Below are 20,340 nucleotides of genomic sequence, written 5' to 3'. Positions count from 1 at the left end.
GACGCACTCCCCGGCCAAGGCTGGGCGATCTGGAGCAGCATGTCGATGTCCACCTTCGCATAGTGGGCAGTCGTGTCGACCGAGCGATGGCGAAGCACGGTCCCGATCATATCCAGCGTGGCGCCGGCTCGAGCATGCTGGTCGCCGCGGAGTGCCGCAGGAGATTGGCGCCTCGGGAGGGAGCGTTGTCGATACCCGCCCTTACAAGCGCAAGCTTGACGATACTAGAGACAGTCGCGCTCGCCAACGGCCGATGCGGCGCGACAGCCCGCAGGAAGATCTGCTCGCAGGCGCCGGGCGGACGGGCCTCGCGTAGATAGTCGATAATCGCTTCACCGACGTCCTGGGGCAGCGGAAGCCGGATCTCGCGGCGGCCCTTGCCGCGCACACATAAAGTGCCCTCTCGCCAGTCGATGTCTTCAAGGCACATGCTCGAAACGTCGCCGGCGCGCAGGCCGAGACGTGCGAGCAGCAGCAGAACCGCGTGATCGCGGATGCCCATCGGTGTCGTGACGTCGCACGACGCAACCACCCGATCAACGTCGGCGGTGAAGATGTAGAGCGGCAAGGCCGATAACCGCCATTGCGGGACCGTCGGTATGGCCTGATCAAGCCCCGGTTGGCACAAACCCTGGGTAGCCAGATACTTGAGGTAGCCTCGCAACGCCATCGTCATGGTCTTGAGGTTGGCGCGCGAACTTCGCTGGGCCTCGTCAAGGATCACTTGCCGAACAAGACGGGCATCGTACAGTTTTGGATCAGGACCGAGGCCGGCAAGCAGCCGCATGACCATGCGACCGTGGCGACGGACGGTGCGCTCGGATATCCCCCGATGCCGTCTCAGCCAAGTCTGGAAAGCAACAATTTGGACCTCGTGAAGGTCCACACCTGGCAGCTCATGTGTCGACAGCGTCACCGTCCCGTATTCCACCAGGAAGCCAACAAACCGGCGTGCGCGATTGACATATGGCCGACAGACGATCGGTTTGCCGGCTGCCAGGGCAACGGCATCGGTGCTGCGCAAAGCGGCGAACGACATCGTCGTCAATCTCCGTGATGGCAATCTTCGTGCTCTGTAGCCACTGTCCGAAATGACGGGCCGAAGCTTCGTAGCCTGACACCGTCAGGCGGGTATGTCCCAAGTTCAACAATCGGCTCGTGAACGCCTCCAGGAACGGACGCAATTTGCCTGGGTCCATCAGTTGCGTGCATTCCGGTAGAACTTCCGTCGATTTTGGCACGGGTGGTCTCCTCTCGATGACAAAAAGAACGTCTCGAGACGACAACAATTATGCCGAGTGGGGAAGGCTCACGACCGATCTAAGCTATTGGACAAACGAGGAAGCAGCTTGAGCCGCGGCGGACTCCACATAACCGCACGCTTCACATAATTGCGGAAGTCCACAGGCTTGGTCGCCACCATGATCCGCACGCGGTTGGACGGAAAGATCATGCCGAGGCCGCCAACGCACGCGCAACCGCAGCGATCCGGGCTGCCGATGCGCCTTCCTCCAGGCGGATCATAACCGGACCGACGATAATCTCGGGACGGCTGACTTCTCTAATCGGCGGCACGGCATCACACGTCTCTACAACCATCCTCGCGAATTCCGCCGCATCCTCGGGCGGGGGCAAAACCAGCTTGCCCTGCCGCGCCATCGTGCGCCACGACGACAGGTGGTTCGGCTTCAGCCCATAACGTTCCGCCACCTCGTTCACCGTCACGCCCGGCCGCAAACTCTCCGAGACGATCCGCGCCTTGACCTCCTCGGGTCATTGCCGATGACGTTCGCCCGCAGCCTTGGCGGTTGTGAGAACCTCCAACGTAGTCTCCATGGAGAAACTCCCTTCGTTCTTCCATGGAAAGCCGATCACAGATCACGCCAGACAGGGCAACGTGGGGGCTAAACACCGGTTACGCCCCAAGCTGCGACCAGCGCCTTAGTTCAATTCCAAGAGTCCACACGACCTCGCGCTCACAGAGTAGTGTCTTCCTCGACATGACAATTTACGATTGTGGCCCATAGCCCTCGCCCGCGATATTGAAGTCGAGCGCAAAAACCTGACCCCTTCGAGCACCCCATCCTGTTCGGCGTATCCTGTGGCGCCATGTTAGCGGCGGTGCATCTGGCACTTGGCGATAAGCAGCCACCTTTCCGGCGCTGGAGCACTCCGCCATGGTCTGGACCACGGCGTTTCTGTTCCCAGCGCCGGGTCACTTGAAAGCCCTTTCCGCCCAAACCTTGCTGTTGTGGTGGAATTGGCTTCTGCGCACCTATGAAGAGCGTCGGCGGACTCTATGGACGCTCGTCTTCGACATCTACGTAATTGGCTCCTCGGTCGTAACAATGCGCAGCGGTCTCCCCGATCGGATATAGTCGTCTGCATCTAAATGACTAAGTCGACTGGCCCATAGGTTGACCTCGCTCCGATTGCCGCTGCCAAACCTCCCCATGTAAAATTCTCTCGATGCGGCGAAAATACCGACTGCCGCCACATTGGGGGTTACACCGTGGTCTATCTGTATGAGATGAACGAGAAGAACGGCCTGATTTCCGCCGAAATCGACCGGGACAAGGGCAGCGAACTCAATCAGGCTTTTCGGACTGCAGAGCCATGTCCGTTCATCGTCATAGATAATTTCCTGCCTCCGAGCCTCCTTGAGACCTGCCTCGATGAATTTCCGACATCCGACAAAGCGGAAGAGAAGTTCGATCGCTCGCAGGAGCGCCTGAAGGAAAGCTTCAACCCGGATACTCTTCCTCCGAAAATCAGAGAGCTATTCTATTCATTTAACTCCCGCCCATTCATCCGCCTTGTGGAAAACATAACCGGCATCAAGGGGCTTATTCCCGACCCATACTTTGCGGGAGCAGGCCTGCATCGCCTCTCTCAAGGCGGCCATCTGTCGATACATGCAGACTTCAACCACCACAAGCCGATGAATCTTGAACGACGCGTCAACGTCTTGATTTATCTCAACAAAGACTGGCGTCCGGAGTATGGTGGGTTATTTGAACTGTGGGATCAAGGGATGACCAAATGCCACCATTCGATCCTGCCCAGCTTCAACAGATGCGTGATTTTCAATACCACATTGGAAAGCATGCACGGCAATCCGCAACCGGTCAATCATCCCGACGGCGTGCCACGAAGGTCGATTGCGCTCTACTACTACACGGCCACGTGGGACGAGACGAAGCGGGACGCGACAACACAGTTTCGGGTACGCCCCGGCACGGCCGACCGGACGGATTGGCGGACCAAGATCAGCGAAATGGCCACGGACCTCGCTCCCCCCTTGGTCATGCGCAATTATCGTCGCCTGAAGAAGCGTTTGGCCGGCGTCTACTGACGCACGGACGCTGCCTCGGCGTGCTGCGCAGCATAGGCGGGGGCGTGATCATTTTGCTGCGAGATGATGCCAGATGAGAAACCGCCAGTGCGCACCGCTTCTTTGAGTGCCGACAGCCCTTTTGGAACTAGGTGCGCTCCACTTCTAAGATCGGATAGGGATATTTGCCCCATGACATCGTTGAATTCTCTGGAACGCGGTATGATCCGTGCAGTGCGGTTGCTGACACGCCCAGGTCGCATCGTTCATGCTGCACTGCGTCGGATCCCGGTAGGTTCGTACGAATTGCGCTGCGCGCTCGACCTCTATCCACGGCCACACTACGCCTATGGAGTGCAGCAGGCAGCGGTGCTTGCCCAGAGACTGGGTATTCCACACATCAGCGTCATCGAGTTCGGAGTCGCAGGCGGTCAAGGCTTGGTCGAATTAGATCGGATGGCTCAACTGGCCACAGAGGCCACGGGCGTCGCCATCGATATCTATGGCTTCGATCGAGGCGAGGGTCTCCCGAAGCCAAGTGATTTTCGCGATCTGCCCTACATCTGGCGGGAGGGGGATTTCACCATGGATGTGGCAGCCTTGCGGAATAAGGTGCCCAGGGCCCGACTGATGCTGGGTGACATCGAAGTCACCGTCCCCGAATTTCTCAAGTTGGAAAGGGTGGCACCAATCGGCTTCGTGTCGATCGATGTCGACTACTATTCTTCCTCGGTGGCGGCTCTCAAGCTGTTTCGTGGCAGTCCCGAGCACTTCTTGCCGCGTGTCTTCTGCTATCTCGACGACACCGTCGGTGACGACGACCAGATCATCCACAACGAGTATGTCGGCGAGTTGCGCGCGATTGCCGAGTTCAACGAAACGTCCGCTACGACTAAGCTCGCACCCGTGAACGGTTTGTCGGCCAAACGAACTCTTGCTGCACCCTGGAACGATCTTATCTATGTTGCGCACATTTTCGATCATCCCGAATACAGTCGGTACGTCGGCCGGGCTGACAGCCAGACGCAGTTGCCCCTGCACGCCTGACAGGTTGCGTTCGGACGCCGCCGGCTCCGACAAACAGTTGCGATCACTAGAAGTCGACCGCTAAACATGAAAACCAGGTGGGAAATTGTTGCATGAAAGCGTCGGCCAGAGCGACCGCAAACTCATCCCTTTCCGACCAGGAACTGAGGAGTACGACCGCTAGGTCTTTTCGATCGGAGTCTCGGCGGAAACCCGCATCAACGGCCGAGCCACGAACGAAGCTCGCCTGGTGGGCCGTCTTGTTTCTCATCTCCCCGTTTGTTCCATGGCTCTGGGCGATTGGTTCCATGGCCATCTCCCCCTATCGGCTTGTGCTCGTCATCACGGTGCTGCCATGCTTGGGCATGTGGCTGACTGGAAAGGCGGGGCGGATCCTCCCGTCGGATATCGCGATACTTCTCTACTGCCTCTGGTGCATGGTGAGTTTGACAGTCATTCACGGATTTCGGAGCGCGCCGGAATCCGGCGGAATAATATTTATCGAAACCGCTGGCGCGTACCTGTTGGGCAGATGTTCTGTGCGCAGTGCCTACCAGTTCTATGCGATGGCCCGGCTCCTCTTCTGGATCGTGGCTATTCTACTGCCGTTCGCCGCGTTCGAGGCCCTTTCAAATTGGAACGTGTCCCTGGACCTTTTCGCAAAACTCTTCCCGACGCACGTACTTGCCGTCAATGTCCCGCGCTGGGGCCTCCGACGCGTCCAGACTGTATTCGAGCATCCCATTCTGTTCGGCGTATCCTGTGGCGGCATTTTAGCGGCAGTGCACCTGGTACTCGGCGAGAAGCAGTCACCCCTCCGGCGCTGGAGCGCTTCTGCCATTGTCTGGACCACGGCGTTCCTGTCCCTATCGGCCGGTCCTTTGACCGCTCTTGCCGTGCAAACCATGCTGATATCATGGAATTGGCTTCTGCACGGCTATCAAGAGCGCTGGCGGATTCTGTGGGCTGTCCTGTTCGCCAATTACATATTCATCTCCTTCGTGTCGAACCAGACCGTACCCGAATTCTATCTGACGCATTTTTCGTTCGACCAGGAGTCGGCGTACTACCGTGTCCTCATATGGCACTTCGGATCGGAATCCGCCCTGAACCATCCGCTTTTTGGCGTGGGATTCAACAGATGGGACCGGCCGGACTGGATGCCCGGCAGCATCGATATGTTCTGGCTGTATCATGCTGTGCTGTTCGGCATACCCGCTGGCGTGTTGATGCTGTTTAGTTTCCTGTTGCTGGCCGTGGCCGTCAGCTTCAAGAAAGGTCTCGATGAAAAACTGATTCAATACAGGACCGCCTACCTGATTGTCATGATCGGATATTTTCTCGTAGGCTGGACCGTTCACTTCTGGAACGCCACTTACGTCCTTTTTCTGTTTTTGCTGGGAAGTGGCTCCTGGCTTCTCGACGCTGGAGCCGATGACGGATCGACAACTCGTTCCCCGCTCCCGCGTAGGCCTGCGGCCATACCCCAAACGCATCGTCGAAAGATAATCACCAGGCGAGTGTGAATGCCGACTACAGCAAGGGCACGCCGAAGCATGTGCATGACCACTATGGCACGAAGTGAACGGATGAACAGTTCGATGGAATATCGAGCTATAGGGGACACAGAACTTCGCGCATCCGCGCTCGGCCGGGACATCCAGGCTCACTTCGTTGTTTTCGGGACTTACGCGCCGGATGGCACTGCGCCTCATCTCAACAGCGGCGGACCACGGCATAAACTTCTTCGACACTGCCGAAATCTACGGCCAAGGAGGGGCAGGCGTGACGACTTTATCGTCGCGACGAAGGCAGGCTACCGATTTGGTCACGTCGGCGGACTTTTGACTATGGCAAGGCCGCTTCTCTAGGCCGTGATGACGAATTAACGAATTGGAATTCCCAAGGGGGAGCAAATCAGATTCAACGCTGATTTTTGGAGGTCGGCGATCGACTGCGATGCACTTCGGGATGATCAATGGGAACGGGTCAAGGGCTTTGTGCCCGGTGGGAAGGTCCAGCTCACCGAACCGAGCGACGAGGTGTCGTCGAAATCGGCGCTGGGCAAGGCCGTCTCCTACGCGCTCAATCACTGGAGCGGGCTGGCAGCCTTCCTGGAGGATGGTCGGATCGAAGTGGACTCCAATGTGGTCGAGCTTTCGATGAAATCGGTGGCTCTGACGAATAAGAATTCGTTGTTCGTGGGCAGTGCCGGCGGTGGCAAGACCTTCGCGGTCCTCGCATCACTGGTTAACACGGCAAAGCTTAACGGCGTGGATCCTGAAATCTGGCTTGCCGATGTGCTGGAACGCATCATCGTGGGCAAAGTGAAAGCCAACTGGACATATCATTGCGCCAATCCGCAAACTCAGCGGGACAAACGGACCAGCTACCCACAAGGATGCTGCTGCCGTCGCCCAAGCGCTCGTCAACATCCGAACCTACTTCATGCCAAACCGGGCAAAGCAGAAGTTCCGAACGAAAGTGCTATTGCAATTCTGTCAACGCCGAAAGCCGTGGGTTGCTCGTTGCGCTCACGATCAGTTCGGCAAATGGTTTTCGGTCTGGTGCAGCGCGACAAACAAGGTGAGACGCGCATTGCCTCGTCGAAACTGTTCCTGAATATTCACCGTTGCCTCACATCGCCTGAGATCCGTGGCAAATTGCTGGCGATGAGCGCGGCCACGATCGACAGGACGCTGGGCCCGGTCCAAGAGGGCGTGGGACGTCCTCGACGGCGGCCGGCGGCGCACGCCCTGCGACGGAGCATTCCCATTAGGACGTCGGCGGATTGGGACGATCCGGCGCCAGGCTTCGTTGAGGCGGATCTCGTCGCCCATTGCGGCCCTTCGGCTCGCGGCAGCTTCATCCAAACCCTTGTGCTCACCGTCATCGCGACTGGCTGGGCGGAATGTGCGCCGCTGCTGGTCCGCGAACAGACGCTGCTGAGCAGTGTGTGACAGAATTGCGCAAGCAACTGCCCTTCGCGCTTCTCGGCCTAGATACGGACAACGACACCGTCTTCATGAACGAGACGCTGAAGGCCTATTGTGACGCCGCCAACATCGTCTTTACGCGCTGCCGCCCCTACCGCAAGAACGACCAGGCCTTTGTCGAGCAGAAGAATGGCGCGTGGTGCGCACGATGGTCGGATATCGTCGGTTCGAGGGACTAGAGGCCGCCACGCTGCTAGCGAAGCTCTACCAATCAGCGCGGCTGCTCGTGAACTTCTTTCAGCCATCATTCAAATTAATCGCGAAGCAGCGCGACGGCGCTCGTGTGCGCAAAACGGATAGTCCGCCAGCCACGCCGCATCAGCGGCTGATTGCCGACGCTCGCACGTCACATGTAGTCCGCTCCCGTCTGCAGGAAATCTACTCCGGGCTCGATCCTGTCTTGCTATTGCGCGATAATTCGCGCCCTGCAGGAGCGACTCGCTGAGCCTGCCGACACGCCGCCGGCCATGCGCACTGACGAAGTAGCTCAGCCGATCGACCTTTCCCTGGCGAGCCGGGTTCAGTCCAGATGGATGGACTTGCCGATCGTAACATCGACATTCCCGGACATGACCGGGGTGTTGCCATAAAGCGCGAAATCACCGGCGTAGCCGCCACCGATCTGGTTGTTTGTAATGCTGATCGAGGCGTCGTCGACGGTACCGCCGCCGAAACGATCGTCGAGATAGACGGTGTAGCCGCCTCCGACCAGATAATTGCCGTCAACCTTAATGTTCGAGAGGCCCGAGAAATAGTTGTCCAGCATGATTGCCGATGTCTGGGCGTGGTCGTTCACAACGGTGTTGTGCAGGATCTGGATGTCCGAGCCCCCGTTGATTTCGATACCGTCATAGTGAGCGTCAGGGCCGCCCTGCAGACTATGAATGTAGTTGTCCTGGATCAGGGAAGCTCCCGTAACGTTGATGCCATTGTCAACATTGTGAATATTATTGCGTAGGAAAGTCCCGTCTCCCAGCACGCCGTTGACGGTCGTGCCGCCGCCGTCGATCTCGCTGTCCATCAGCGTGAACCCGGTGGCACCTTCCGTGACATAGATCGCGTGCCAGGGGGTGTCTGAGTTGAGCTTGATGTTTTTGAGGGTAACGTTACTGGCTTCGATTACGATGTTGCCGTTGACCTCGAGATTTTCGATCACCGCATTGTCCTCGGTGACGTAAAGTGTCCCTGTATATTGGGTTAAGTTCGTCCCCTGCGGAAGACCGGTGCTACCCTGGTCTGGAAAGTCCGCGGCCAGGGCTGCCTCGCAGAGCGCGAGGGCAACCAGTGGAAGTCGCACACGCGTACCAATCATGGTGGCTACCTTTTCACGTTCCCACTGCAACGCGAGCATCGCGATCACAGAGGCGAGAGGCTGGTGACGATCGGTGACCGCCAGAGCATGGACTTACGAGTGGATACTGCAGCAGTTATGGCGACCATACAACGGATAATTGCCATCGCCAGCACACCCAAAGCAGGCTGCCAAAGACCACTCGGCTCGGCGCTACGGATGATCACCTCGTCGGCCGGAGTCTCGCTGGCCGGCACCGGCCATGCCGGCGATTTCTTCCGACCAACGCGCACTCTCCCGCCTTCTTTTCGGCGCGGGGAAAGTGCAGTTCAAAATGCTCCCGTGCATCATCTCTTGCGGGCGACACCAAAACTGCGCGGGCACGCCGCTCGCACGAATTGGATCGCGCGAAAGTCGGCCAAGAGGGAGCGACACGCGTGCCCTCCTGAATAGTCGATGAGGGTGGACCTTCCGCAGAAGTTGCAGAAACGCGGCATTGCTTCGTAACGGGCGACCCCTGGTGTTCTAGAGACGCGGTGACAGCAGCAGTAACCCCATCGGTGGATGGACGCCCCTTTGCTGCTACCAACTTTTGCAGATGGATCCACCCGATTGGTGTCGTTCCATGCACGCGCAAAGATGGCAGGATCAAAATGTCAACGACTGTTTCCATTCGGCGGCTAAGGACAATCGGGGCGGTGCGCGATGTTCAGGATGCATCTCGAGAACCACGAATACTTGAGCGTGTGCGGCGGTGCGAGCAGGGTCTTCAAAACCCCCGCCGCGTATCATGCAACTTTCGAAGCTCTACCTGCCATCACGGTAACCGTGGTGCCCGGCGTCAGTGTCGATATCGAACGCGAAGGACCGTCGCGCCGACGGACAAAGCGGAACTCGGACTCCCCGCAAGATAACGTTGGGCCGGAGACCCGTCCGGCCGCTTCTGGCATGCTCCATGCGACCTCCGGCACCGCTCTCGGCAAGCCTCACCACGACAGCGAAACATACGACCATTCGCGAGACACCGGCGGCTTAAGCGAATTGTCGGAAGCGAGCAGCGGATCGGAACGTTTCGCCCAGGGGGCCGCCAATCTGGACGCTTTCGGTCGCGACGGAGACGGAATCGGTATCGAAAGAGGCGCCTCGGGTCCTGACGCGGCCCCACAACAGACCGGCGGGCTCCACAAATTACGTGGCGATAGTGCCGCGACCGGATCCGCAATGGAGGCGTCGACTTCCGAGACTGACGGCACTTCTCAAACGTCCACGCCGCTCTATCCGTCATGGACCGTAGGGACCGCATCCCCCACCAGTACCTGGTTGGTGGGTGGAGGGCCCAGTCCTTCGACCAGCCCTCAGTCCAGCTCTACGTCCACAACCGATGAGTCAGCAGCCGGCGCTCCGTCTACGGCAACCGCGCTGACGACAACCGCAACCCCCAATAAGATTGTCGTCGAGAACATGAAAACGGGCAATCCAATAAGCGAATGGGGTATTGACGGCGACGGGAGCTCGAATATCCAGGGTTTTGCATCGCAGATCAGCGCAAATGTCGGCCAGACGATCGATTTCAAGATCGCCACCGATTCGACAAACTATCGCATCGATATTTATCGGCTCGGTTACTATGGCGGTGCCGGCGCTCGCAAGGTGTCGACGATCGATGTTAACCTTGCACAAGCTCAGATACAGCCGCACCCGATCGTCGACACGTCGCGCGGTCTAATAGATGCCGGCAACTGGGCCGTATCGGCGAGTTGGGCCATCCCGTCTGATATGGTCTCGGGGGTGTACATCGCCAAGCTCATCCGCGAGGATGGCACGGCGGGCTCGAGTCACATCCCGTTCATCGTCCGCGACGATAGTTCGGCAAGCGACATCGTCTTCCAAACGTCCGATACGACGTGGCAAGCCTATAACGAGTGGGGCGGAGCGAGCCTCTATTTCGGCCAAGTGCCGGTCGATCCCGCCAACATGATCGGCTATCTGCCGCCCAACTGCGGCTGCGGGGTGAACGCGATCGGTCGTGCCACCGCCGTGAGTTACAACCGCCCGTTTGTGACGAATACAAGCGTGATGGGCGGAACTCACGATTTTATTTTTGGGGTGGAGCACTCGGCGATCCGCTGGCTCGAACAGAACGGATACGACGTATCCTACATCTCCGGAGTCGATGCGGCGCGAAGCGGCAGCCTGCTGCTCAACCATCAAGCCTACCTCTCGGTGGGCCATGACGAGTATTGGTCGGCCGAACAGCGTGCCAATGTCGAGGCCGCGCGCGACGCGGGCGTCAATCTTGCCTTCTGGAGCGGCAACGAGGTTTACTGGAAAGTCCGTTGGGAAACGAGCATAGACGGCAACGGCACGCCCTACCGCACAATGGTTTGTTACAAAGAAACCTGGGGTGGCACGCCCGATCCCAGCGACACGGGCACGGGCACTTGGCGCGATCCACGCTTCGCCGATCCGGGACAGGAGCCGGAAAATTCACTGACCGGCACCATGTTTACGGTCGACAGCTATCGCCTGGACACAATCACCATCCCTTACGATTATTCCAAGCTTCGCTTCTGGCGCAACACGGACGTCGCCAATCTTCAGCCCGGGGAGACCCATTCCCTGGTGCAGAACCTGCTCGGTTATGAATGGGACTCCGATGTCGAGAACGGCTTCAGGCCGGCTGGATTGATCAACCTGTCGCTTTCGACGGTTTCGGTGGACACCTATCTGCGCGACTACGGGACGTCCATCGGTTCGGCCGACGTGACGCATAGCCTGACCATGTATCGGGCGGAGAGCGGGGCACTCGTTTTCGGGGCGGGCACGGTCTTCTGGTCCTGGGGGCTGGATTCCCATCATGAGGGGTCCGCGACACCAACCGACCGGAATGTCCAGCAGGCGATGGTGAACATGTTCGCCGACATGGGCATTCAACCACAGACGCTCGATGCAAGCCTAATCCTCGCGACGCAATCCACCGACACGTCGAAGCCGACGTCAACCATCACCTCGCCAAATGTGAGCGCGAGCTTTGTGGAGGGGCAACGGGTCACGATCACCGGCACGGCGCAGGACTTCGGCGGGGGCATCATTGCCGGCATCGAAGTTTCAGTCGATGGGGGCCAAAGCTGGTGGAAGGCAAGTGGCCGAGAGAATTGGAGCTACAACTGGGTCGTACAGGCAAGTGGCAGCTATACGATCATGTCGCGCGCCGTCGATGATAGCCTTAACCTGGAGACGCCATCGGCGGGCAAGCAGGTAACCGTGTCGCTGCCCGCGACTGCGAGCCTGTGGACCCTGGCGGCCAAGCCGACTGTCGAGACGGTGCTCGATCGCAACGGTGTGGAAGTTGGCGTTCGCTTTCAGACGACGACCAACGGCCTTGTGGAAGGGATTCGCTTCTACAAAGGGTTCTATAATGTCGGCCAGCACGTCGTCAGCCTTTGGACGGAGAACGGCACACGTCTTGCGACGGGTGTCTCGACAGCGGAACCGATTTCCGGATGGCAGACCGTCACCTTCTCGATCCCTGTCCAAATCAGCGCCGGCGCGACCTATGTCGCATCATATCATACCGGCGGCTACTATTCGGTAAGTGATGGCTATTTCAATTCTGCCTATTCCAGCGGTCCGCTTCGCGTAGCGCAAAACGGCGGGGTGTATGCCTACAGCAATAACGCGGGGACCTTTCCTGGCAATACTTACAACGGTGGCAACTATTGGGTTGATGTGGTTTTCAACGCGGGACCGAACATCGTACCGGTAGCGGCTGACGACAGCGGCTTCATCGTGTTTGCCGATGGGACCATGACGATACCGTTCTCCGCATTGCTTGCGAACGATACCGACGGAAACAACGATGCGCTGATCATCGCCGCGGTCGGCGATGCCGTGAACGGCACCGTATCGCTCAATACGCAAACGGGCCATGTGATATTCAAGCCGACGGCCGGTTACTTCGGCCCGGCTAGCTTCAGCTACACGGTTTCCGACGGGCGCGGCGGAACGGATCAGGCGACTGTCAGCCTGACCGTGGAGGAGGGACCCGTCGGCGTATCGCTGTTCCAGCCGACTGACGGCCCGACGGGCGCCAGTTCCAACGACAATCGCGCCGTGGAACTGGGGATGAGATTCGTCGCCTCCACCAGCGGAACGATCACCGGGATACGGTTCTACAAGGCATCCGGCGATACCGGCCCTCATACCGGTTCCATCTGGACCTCCAATGGTACGCTTCTCGGGACTGTCACCTTCACCAATGAGTCCCTGAGCGGATGGCAGACGGCCAAGTTCTCCAATCCCATTCAGATTACCGCCGGAACGACCTATGTCGCCTCTTACCACACGTCTGGTACCTACATTGCCAGCAGCAATTATTTCACGACCCCCCGCACCAACGGGCCGCTGACCGCCCCAGCCTCTACAGCGAGCGCTGGCAATGGCGTCTACTCCTATGGCGCAGCCACAGTGTTTCCGACCTCGACCTATCAGGCGGCGAATTATTGGGTAGACGTGGTCTTCAACCAGTCGACGGTGAACACCGCCCCGACCGCCGCCAATGACAACGGGTTCCTCGTCTATTACAACACTCCGCTTTCGATCGCTGCTTCCGCAGTCCTTGCCAACGACAACGATGTCGATGGTGACTCCCTCTCGATCACCGGTGTGAGCGGCGCGACCAACGGCACAGTAACGTTCGACAGCCAGAGCAACAGTCTCATCTTCACACCGAACACGGACTACACCGGACCGGCCAGCTTCTCCTACAGCATTGCGGATGGGCGGGGCGGGACCGCATCGGCCACCGTTATGATGACGGTGAGCAAAACGACGAGCCTGTTTGCTCAATCAGATAGCCCGAGCAACGCTTCGGTGAATGATGGCAATTCCGTCGAACTCGGGGTCAAGTTCGTTGCCTCCGCCCGCGGCACGATCACCGGTCTGCGCTACTACAAGAGCGCCCAGGAAACCGGTACCCATACCGGCTCCCTTTGGACCAGCACGGGCACATTGCTTGCCTCGGCAACATTTACCAACGAAACCGCCAGCGGCTGGCAGACGGTGATCTTCTCTCAACCGGTCTCCATCTCGGCGGGGACGACCTATGTGGCAAGCTATCATTCCAATGGGAATTATGCGGTGACCCCCAACTACTTCGCCAGCAGCCATTCGAGCGGTGCACTTACTGCGCCGTCCAGTGCTACGAGCGGCGGTAACGGCGTCTACGCCTACGGCACCGGCAGCATCTTTCCCACGGTGACCTACAATGCCACAAACTACTGGGTCGACGTGCTCTACGAGCAAGCCAACCAAAACGCGGCTCCGGTGGCCAGTAATGATTCCGGCTTCTCCACGAGCACCAACATGCCGCTTTCGATCCAGGCATCGGCCCTGCTCGCCAACGACAACGACCCGGACGGCGACGCCATCTCCATCACCAGTGTCGGGAGCGCGACCAACGGATCAGTGGCATTCGACAGCCAGTCGAATGTCGTCACCTTCGCGCCAACGACCGACTATTCTGGCCCGGCGAGCTTCTCTTACACGATCTCTGACGGGCTCGGCGGAACGGCAACGGCCCAGGTCTCGTTGAATATCACCCAGCAAGGCGCCGAACAGAACGTCTTCGCCGCAAACAGCACGCCGGCGATCGAATCCGTGAACGACGCCAGCGCGGTCAATCTCGGAATGAAGTTCCAGGCGGACGCAGCCGGCTGGATCACCGGCATCCGCTTCTACAAGGGCGCCAACAACACCGGACCGCATACCGGGTATCTTTGGACCTCGAACGGCACGCTGCTCGCAAGCGCCACCTTCACGAACGAGACTGCGAGCGGCTGGCAGTCGGTCAATCTGGCCCAACAGGTCGAGATTCAGCCTGACACGACCTACGTCGTCTCCTACAGCACGAACGGCTTCTATTCTGCGACTGGCAACTTCTTCAGCTCCGAAGTCGCGAACAACAACCTTCGGGCACTGTCGTCGGCGCAAAACGGAGGGAACGGCGTCTACGCTTATGGTGCAAGCGGGCTGTTCCCGACAAGCAGCTTCAACAGCACCAACTACTACGTGGATGTGGCGTTCAGGCCACAACTGGCGGCGTAGGATGGAGACGGAGCCTCGAACAGTGCGCGATGATCGCCTGCCGGTGACGGTGCTCGCCGGTTTTCTGGGGGCCGGCAAGACTACGCTCCTGAACCATGTCTTACGGAACCGGGAAGGGTACCGCGTCGCGGTGATCGTCAATGACATGAGTGAAATCAGCGTCGATGCGGATCTCGTCCGCAGCGGGGGGGGCGATCTTTCACGCACGAGCGAAACGCTGGTCGAACTGACCAATGGCTGCATATGCTGCACGCTTCGGGAGGACCTGCTCAATGAAGTTCGCCGGCTCGCCGCCAGCCGGCGCTTCGATTACCTTCTGATCGAAAGTACCGGCATCGCCGAGCCCTTGCCGATCGCCGCGACCTTCTCCTTCAGGGACGAGAAAGGCGCCGCGCTCTCTGACGTCGCTCGCCTTGACACGATGGTCTCGGTGATCGATGCGGTCAATCTGCTCTCCGACTATTCGAGCACGGATTTCCTCGCGGACCGCGGTGAGGCACGCGACGAGAATGACACGCGAACCCTGGTCGACCTTCTGGTCGAGCAGATCGAGTTCGCAGACGTCGTCGTCATCAACAAGGTCTCGGACGTGCCGGTCGAAACCCGCGACACCGTGCGCCGGATCGTCGCCGCACTTAATCCGGATGCGCGCGTTGTCGAGACCGACTTCGGCCGCCTGCCGCTTGCCGCGGTCCTCGAAACCGGTCTTTTCAGTGAGACGAAGTCGGCGAGGCATCCGCTGTGGCACAAGGAGCTCTATGGCGCGAGCGATCATGTCCCCGAGACCGAAGAATACGGAATCACCAGTTTCGTCTACCAGGCGCGCCGCCCCTTCGATCCTCTAAAGTTCCAGGATTTCCTGACGAGAGAATGGACCGGCCTTATTCGTGCCAAGGGCCATTTCTGGCTGGCGACGCGCCCCGACTGGATCGGCCTGTTGTCAATCGCCGGGACGCAGCGTCGCATCGAGGCGAAGGGGCTCTGGTGGGCGACCGTGCCAAGGGCGCTTTGGCCCCGCTATCCGGAGTTCCGGGAAATGCTGAACCAGCACTGGAGCGCCGTATGGGGTGATCGCCGCCAGGAACTCGTCTTCATCGGCGCGGGACTGGCCGAAGAAGGGATTCGCGCGGCGCTCGACGATTGCCTGATTGGGTCAGAAACCGGCTTAGATCCGCAGCTTGCGCGCGACCTGCGTGATCCGTTTCCACCATGGCAGCACGCGCCTGCCGCTTGAGCGACCCTACGGTTCAGTAAGGAGTCTAGGATGAGCACCGAACTTTATGCCGATGGTATCGGCGAAATCACCGTCACCGGAACAATCGTCAGGATTGATGTAATGTCTCTCTCCGCGGTCGAACGGGACGAGAAGAACAATCCGAGACCGGTATTCCGGCAACGGATCATCATGCCGGTGGACGCGTTCGCCAATGCCGTGGACCTCATGCAGAAAGCGCTTACCGGTCTTGTCGAAGCCGGCGCGGTTCGCCGGATCGGCGATATCCAGGAACTGCCGGCGGACGACACGCAGCGGGGGCAGACGGCCGCCAACGCGTCGCCGAACTTCAATTGAACTAGAGCGCGGCTACGTTTGGGGCGGGTGATGAGTACCAATCCGCATACCAGTCTTCAGTGTCTGGTCCTTGTCGCCCGTCATCATGGCATCGACCTTTCGCCCGAACGGCTGCTGCATGATTACGCGCTGGACGATCAGCCGGTCACGACCCGGCAACTCCTGCGCATGGCGAAGGATGCCGGCATGCGTGCCCGGCACCTGCATTTATCCTGGCGTTCACTCTTTCAAATGGGCGCAGCCTACCCCGTGCTTGCCCAACTCGAAAACGGCAACTGGGTGGTCATCGCGAGCGCGTCGCGCGAGGGCGAGGAGGAGGTGATCCGGATTCTCGATCCGCTGGCGGAGCGCCCCGAATTCATCGTCCTTAATGAGGGCCAGTTTTCTAAAGCCTGGCGCGGTTCCGCGGTCCTCCTCAAGCGCAGCTATCGCCTTGCCGACGGTGACCAGCCATTCGGCATACGCTGGTTCGTGCCGGAGTTCATCCGCCAACGCAGTCTTTTCCGGGACGTCGGCCTCGCGGCATTCGCCCTCTACGGGCTTGGGCTCGCGACGCCGATTTTCTTCCAGCTCGTGATCGACAAGGTGCTGGTGCATCAGAGCTATGCCACTCTGACCGTTCTCACCATAGGCGTCGCAGTCGCGCTCGTCTTTGACGCCGCTTTCTCCTTCCTGCGGCGCTATCTCCTGCTCTATGCGACAAACAAGATCGATATCAGGGTGGCGACGCGCACGTTCGGACATCTCCTCAACCTGCCGATCGCCCTCTTCGAACAGGCATCCGCCGGCGTTCTCGTGAAGCATATGCAACAGACCGGGCGCATCCGCGAATTTCTGACCGGCCGGCTCTTCCTCACCCTGCTCGACGGGCTTTCGCTGTTGGTATTCGTGCCGATTCTGGCCCTCTACAGCGTCAAGCTCACCTTCGTGGTGCTCGGCTTCGGCACGCTTGTGGGTCTCGTCGTAATGGCGCTGGTCGGACCGTTCCAACGGCGGCTCCAGGCCCTCTATAAGGCCGAAGGCGATCGACAGTCCCTACTTGTGGAGACGGTCCACGGCATGCGCACCGTCAAGTCTCTGGCGCTGGAGCCGCGGCAGCGGCGGGTGTGGGATGACCAATCGGCGCGGTCGATCTCCGTGCGGTTCCGCGTTGAAAAGATCTCGACCTTCGCGCAGGCGATCACAGGGCTCCTCGAGAAATTGATGAGTGTCGCCATTGTCGGGCTGGGCGCGCTCGACGTCTTCAGCGGGGCGATGACGATCGGTGCACTTGTGGCATTCAATATGCTCGCCGGCCGGGTTTCCGGGCCGCTCGTCCAGATCGTCACCATGATCCACGAGTACCAGGAAGTGGCCCTGTCCGTGCGCATGCTCGGCGAAATCATGAACGAGCGCCCCGAGCAGTTCGGCCGAGGCCGCGGGCTCAGGCCCGAGCTGAAGGGACACATTGAGTTTGACGGGGTTACATTTCGCTATGGGCCGGACGGCCCCCCGGCGCTCGACTACGTTTCCTTCGCGATTCCGGCGGGTTCCGTCTTCGGCATCGTCGGAAAAAGCGGCTCCGGCAAGACAACTATCACCCGGCTCATCCAGGGTCTTTATCAGAACCAGCAAGGGCTTATCCGTATCGACGGGCATGACAGCCGTGAGATCGACCTCGTGCACCTCCGCAGAAGCATCGGCGTCGTGCTGCAGGATAATTTCCTGTTCCGCGGAACGGTTCGCGAGAACATAGCCGCAGCGAGGACGAATGCGAGCATCGAAGAGATAGCCACAGCTGCACGCATCGCCGGCGCAGAGGAATTCATCGAGAGATTGCCACGCGGCTTCGAGACCATGCTCGAGGAGAACGCCTCAAACCTTTCCGGCGGCCAGAAGCAACGCCTTGCAATCGCCCGGGCGTTGATCACCGATCCGAAGTTGCTCATTCTAGACGAGGCAACGAGTGCGCTCGATCCCGACAGCGAGGCGATCCTAAGGCAGAACCTCGCCAAGATCGCCGAGGGACGGACCGTCATTATCGTATCGCACCGTTTGTCCACGCTTGTCGACGCCAATGCGATCCTCGTCATCGAACGCGGCAAGATCGCCGATATTGGCCCTCATGACCATCTCGTTTCGCGCTGCATGACCTACCGTCACCTGTGGTCGCAACAGACGAGGCAATCCGCATGAATACGCTGGACAAACAGCAGGAAATAGCCGGTGCTGCGCGCATCGGAGAGAACCCGCTGACGCCCATCATAGCAGAGTTTCAATCCGACGCGGTTGAATTGGAGGAGCGGGTACCGCCGAAGATTGCCCGGCTCACAATCTACGTCGTGATGATCCTTATCGCGACGGCCATCGTATGGGCCTCACTCTCGTCCATTGACGAAGTGGTCGTCGCCCCTGGCAAACTGGTGACGACAGAGCCGACGATCATTCTCCAGCCACTGGAAACATCGATCGTGCGCTCGGTCGACGTGGCGATCGGCGAGGTGGTGCGCGCTGGCCAGACGCTCGTGAAGCTCGATGCGACATTCAGTCAGTCGGATTTCGACCAGCAGCGGGCAAAGCTCGCCGCCTTCGATCCGCAGATCAAGCGCCTCGAAGCAGAACTTGACGGCCAGGACTATCCCGAGATCGCGGGACAATCGCCTGAAGCGTTACTGCAAGTCCGGCTCTTCGGCCAGCGGCGCGCTTTCTACCTCGCTCAACTGCGGAACTTTGAGCAGCAGATCGCCGGGCAGCTGGCGGCAATCGGGGCCGGGAAGCGGCAGGAGGCAATCCTGCTTGATCGGCGCGAGAGCCTGACCCGGATCGAGAATGCGCGAGAAACACTCTACAAGAATGAGCGGAGCGGCTCGCTCATTAATTTTCTCAGCTCGCGAGATGCGCGTCTCGATGTCGACGCCAGTCTGTCACAACTGCGCGGCAAGTCCGAGGAAGCCGAACATGCCCTGGCAAGGTTCAAGGCGGACCGGCAGGCGTTCATCGAGGATTTTCGCCGCGCTGCGACGGAGCAACTCGTCGAACTGCTCGGCAAGCGCGAGACGGTGCGCGAAGAGCTGAAGAAGATGGAACTTCGCCGTGAGATGGTCGCCCTCACTGCACCCGCCGACGCGGTCGTGCTCGATCTCGGCCAGCCGACAGTCGGCTCGATAGTACGCGAAGCGGAGCCAATGGTCACACTTATCCCTCTCGACGTCCCCTTGGAAGCAGAAGTGGCGGTCAATACCCGCGACATTGGCCGCGTGGCGGTCGACGACGAAGTCCGGATAAAGGTCGATGCTTATCCGTTTCAGAAATACGGAACTGCTTCTGGCGCCATCCGGACGATCAGCCGCGATACCTTTACCCCAACGCAGCAGGATGTGTCGGCCGGTCAACCGGTGGCCGCTTACTTCAAGGCGCGTGTTTCGCTTGGCGACAGCCAGCTCCGCGCACCCCCGGGAACGGTGCGCCTTCTGCCCGGCATGACGCTGACCGCGGAGGTCAAGGTTGGCCGCCGAACCGTCATTTCATACTTTCTCTATCCCCTGCTGCGCGGTTTGGATGACGCAATCCGCGAGCCATGAGGGCCCTCTAACTGGCGGTACTCAGATAGGCCACGAAAGGACAAGACCTGCCTCCTTGCAGTCTTAATCCTTTGATCGAGATAGAAATAGCTACGGTCTGTTTGTGCGGTTTGGTCTATGCTTCTAGCCCGTGGAGGACCCTAGTAGGGCCATGTATGATTTCGCCGCCATTTCGCAAAGGATCATCTCATGCCTGGTGATGGTCGCGGTTGGGGATCTGCGTTCAATTTTGCTCGAGCCAGCGTCCTTGAGCTGGCTGCGCATCGGTCGCAGGACAAGATCGCATGGGGGCGCGTTGCGCCGCGAGGAAGGTCCGCGGGCGCCTGCCACCGGGCAACGCACCTATCGCGACGAGCAAGATGCTCGCGCTATTCCCACGACCGGCAACGACCCTCGTAGGCGGCGCCAGCATCTTGTCTCCGACGCTCGCAGGCAGGTCGACGCCGACGACGCGCCCT

Annotated in this window: 11 protein-coding genes and 5 pseudogenes; 12 read left to right on the top strand and 4 right to left on the bottom strand. The window is 59.5% G+C overall.

Features of this window, described 5'->3' with window-relative positions:
- Positions 1-106 precede the first annotated feature (106 nt).
- Together SJ05684_RS21725 and SJ05684_RS21720 are read right to left on the bottom strand one after the other, a co-directional pair.
- Positions 107-1,039: a tyrosine-type recombinase/integrase gene (locus SJ05684_RS21725; RefSeq protein ID WP_244426747.1), complete on the bottom strand. Its 933-nt coding sequence runs from the start codon at positions 1,037-1,039 to the stop codon at positions 107-109.
- 410 nt (positions 1,040-1,449) lie between these two features.
- A pseudogene (locus tag SJ05684_RS21720) lies at positions 1,450-1,761 on the bottom strand (transposase); the annotation flags it as partial.
- Between the two features lie 751 nt (positions 1,762-2,512).
- Here SJ05684_RS21720 and SJ05684_RS21710 point away from each other — a divergent pair.
- Both SJ05684_RS21710 and SJ05684_RS21705 read left to right on the top strand, forming a co-directional pair.
- Positions 2,513-3,355: a 2OG-Fe(II) oxygenase gene (locus tag SJ05684_RS21710; RefSeq protein ID WP_083846289.1), complete on the top strand. Its 843-nt coding sequence runs from the start codon at positions 2,513-2,515 to the stop codon at positions 3,353-3,355.
- Positions 3,356-3,526: 171 nt separating this feature from the next.
- Positions 3,527-4,381 (top strand): hypothetical protein, encoded by an 855-nt coding sequence (locus SJ05684_RS21705; RefSeq protein WP_157212046.1) that lies wholly within the window; start codon positions 3,527-3,529, stop codon positions 4,379-4,381.
- Positions 4,382-4,427: 46 nt separating this feature from the next.
- Here SJ05684_RS21705 and SJ05684_RS21700 read toward each other — a convergent pair whose 3' ends face one another.
- Entirely contained in the window at positions 4,428-4,670 is a 243-nt protein-coding gene (locus SJ05684_RS21700; protein WP_050980234.1) for a hypothetical protein, read from the bottom strand.
- Here SJ05684_RS21700 and SJ05684_RS21695 point away from each other — a divergent pair.
- From SJ05684_RS21695 to SJ05684_RS21675, 5 genes and pseudogenes are all read left to right on the top strand, one after another.
- Positions 4,669-5,886, top strand: a complete 1,218-nt coding sequence (locus SJ05684_RS21695) for an O-antigen ligase family protein (protein WP_050980235.1) — start codon at positions 4,669-4,671, stop codon at positions 5,884-5,886. The genes SJ05684_RS21700 and SJ05684_RS21695 overlap by 2 nt on opposite strands.
- 139 nt (positions 5,887-6,025) lie before the next feature.
- A pseudogene (locus tag SJ05684_RS31055) lies at positions 6,026-6,208 on the top strand (aldo/keto reductase); the annotation flags it as partial.
- A gap of 44 nt (positions 6,209-6,252) precedes the next feature.
- Positions 6,253-6,699 (top strand): annotated as a pseudogene (locus SJ05684_RS21685) (IS66 family transposase); the annotation flags it as partial.
- Positions 6,698-6,835, top strand: a pseudogene (locus SJ05684_RS21680) (UPF0149 family protein); the annotation flags it as partial. The pseudogenes SJ05684_RS21685 and SJ05684_RS21680, both read left to right, overlap by 2 nt.
- A 167-nt stretch (positions 6,836-7,002) precedes the next feature.
- Positions 7,003-7,895: pseudogene (locus tag SJ05684_RS21675) on the top strand (ISNCY family transposase); the annotation flags it as partial.
- Here SJ05684_RS21675 and SJ05684_RS21670 read toward each other — a convergent pair.
- A complete protein-coding gene (locus SJ05684_RS21670; protein WP_157747894.1) occupies positions 7,877-8,707 on the bottom strand; it encodes a right-handed parallel beta-helix repeat-containing protein in 831 nt (276 codons plus the stop codon). The pseudogene SJ05684_RS21675 and the gene SJ05684_RS21670 overlap by 19 nt on opposite strands.
- A 654-nt stretch (positions 8,708-9,361) precedes the next feature.
- Between SJ05684_RS21670 and SJ05684_RS21665 the strand changes: the two genes are divergently transcribed.
- Genes SJ05684_RS21665 through SJ05684_RS21645 form a run of 5 tightly spaced genes read left to right on the top strand, consistent with a single transcriptional unit; the run spans position 9,362 to position 19,882 of the window.
- A complete protein-coding gene (locus SJ05684_RS21665) occupies positions 9,362-14,752 on the top strand; it encodes a DUF4082 domain-containing protein (protein ID WP_374188725.1) in 5,391 nt (1,796 codons plus the stop codon).
- Between the two features lies 1 nt (position 14,753).
- On the top strand, positions 14,754-15,986 hold the full coding sequence (locus tag SJ05684_RS21660) for a GTP-binding protein (RefSeq protein WP_034859595.1): 1,233 nt from the start codon (positions 14,754-14,756) through the stop codon (positions 15,984-15,986).
- Between the two features lie 30 nt (positions 15,987-16,016).
- Positions 16,017-16,322, top strand: coding sequence for a hypothetical protein (locus SJ05684_RS21655; protein ID WP_034859596.1), 306 nt, complete (start codon positions 16,017-16,019; stop codon positions 16,320-16,322).
- 30 nt (positions 16,323-16,352) lie between these two features.
- Complete coding sequence (locus SJ05684_RS21650) at positions 16,353-18,497, top strand: peptidase domain-containing ABC transporter (protein ID WP_034859598.1); 2,145 nt, start codon at positions 16,353-16,355, stop codon at positions 18,495-18,497.
- Positions 18,494-19,882: an HlyD family type I secretion periplasmic adaptor subunit gene (locus tag SJ05684_RS21645; protein WP_034859599.1), complete on the top strand. Its 1,389-nt coding sequence runs from the start codon at positions 18,494-18,496 to the stop codon at positions 19,880-19,882. Before SJ05684_RS21650 ends, SJ05684_RS21645 begins: the two co-directional genes overlap by 4 nt.
- Positions 19,883-20,340 lie beyond the last annotated feature (458 nt).

It is taken from the genome of Sinorhizobium sojae CCBAU 05684 (genome assembly GCF_002288525.1).
Taxonomy (GTDB): domain Bacteria; phylum Pseudomonadota; class Alphaproteobacteria; order Rhizobiales; family Rhizobiaceae; genus Sinorhizobium; species Sinorhizobium sojae.
This window is presented reverse-complemented; position numbering and strand designations above follow the sequence as displayed.

Excerpts from the sequence above, each read along its gene's own strand:
- SJ05684_RS21725 (WP_244426747.1), bottom strand. The coding sequence starts at position 1,039 with ATGTCGTTCGCCGCTTTGCGCAGCACCGATGCCGTTGCCCTGGCAGCC.
- SJ05684_RS21705 (WP_157212046.1), top strand. The coding sequence starts at position 3,527 with ATGACATCGTTGAATTCTCTGGAACGCGGTATGATCCGTGCAGTGCGG.
- SJ05684_RS21695 (WP_050980235.1), top strand. The coding sequence starts at position 4,669 with ATGGCCATCTCCCCCTATCGGCTTGTGCTCGTCATCACGGTGCTGCCA.
- SJ05684_RS21700 (WP_050980234.1), bottom strand. The coding sequence starts at position 4,670 with ATGGAACCAATCGCCCAGAGCCATGGAACAAACGGGGAGATGAGAAAC.
- SJ05684_RS21670 (WP_157747894.1), bottom strand. The coding sequence starts at position 8,707 with ATGCTCGCGTTGCAGTGGGAACGTGAAAAGGTAGCCACCATGATTGGT.
- SJ05684_RS21665 (WP_374188725.1), top strand. The coding sequence starts at position 9,362 with ATGCATCTCGAGAACCACGAATACTTGAGCGTGTGCGGCGGTGCGAGC.
- SJ05684_RS21660 (WP_034859595.1), top strand. The coding sequence starts at position 14,754 with ATGGAGACGGAGCCTCGAACAGTGCGCGATGATCGCCTGCCGGTGACG.
- SJ05684_RS21655 (WP_034859596.1), top strand. The coding sequence starts at position 16,017 with ATGAGCACCGAACTTTATGCCGATGGTATCGGCGAAATCACCGTCACC.
- SJ05684_RS21650 (WP_034859598.1), top strand. The coding sequence starts at position 16,353 with ATGAGTACCAATCCGCATACCAGTCTTCAGTGTCTGGTCCTTGTCGCC.
- SJ05684_RS21645 (WP_034859599.1), top strand. The coding sequence starts at position 18,494 with ATGAATACGCTGGACAAACAGCAGGAAATAGCCGGTGCTGCGCGCATC.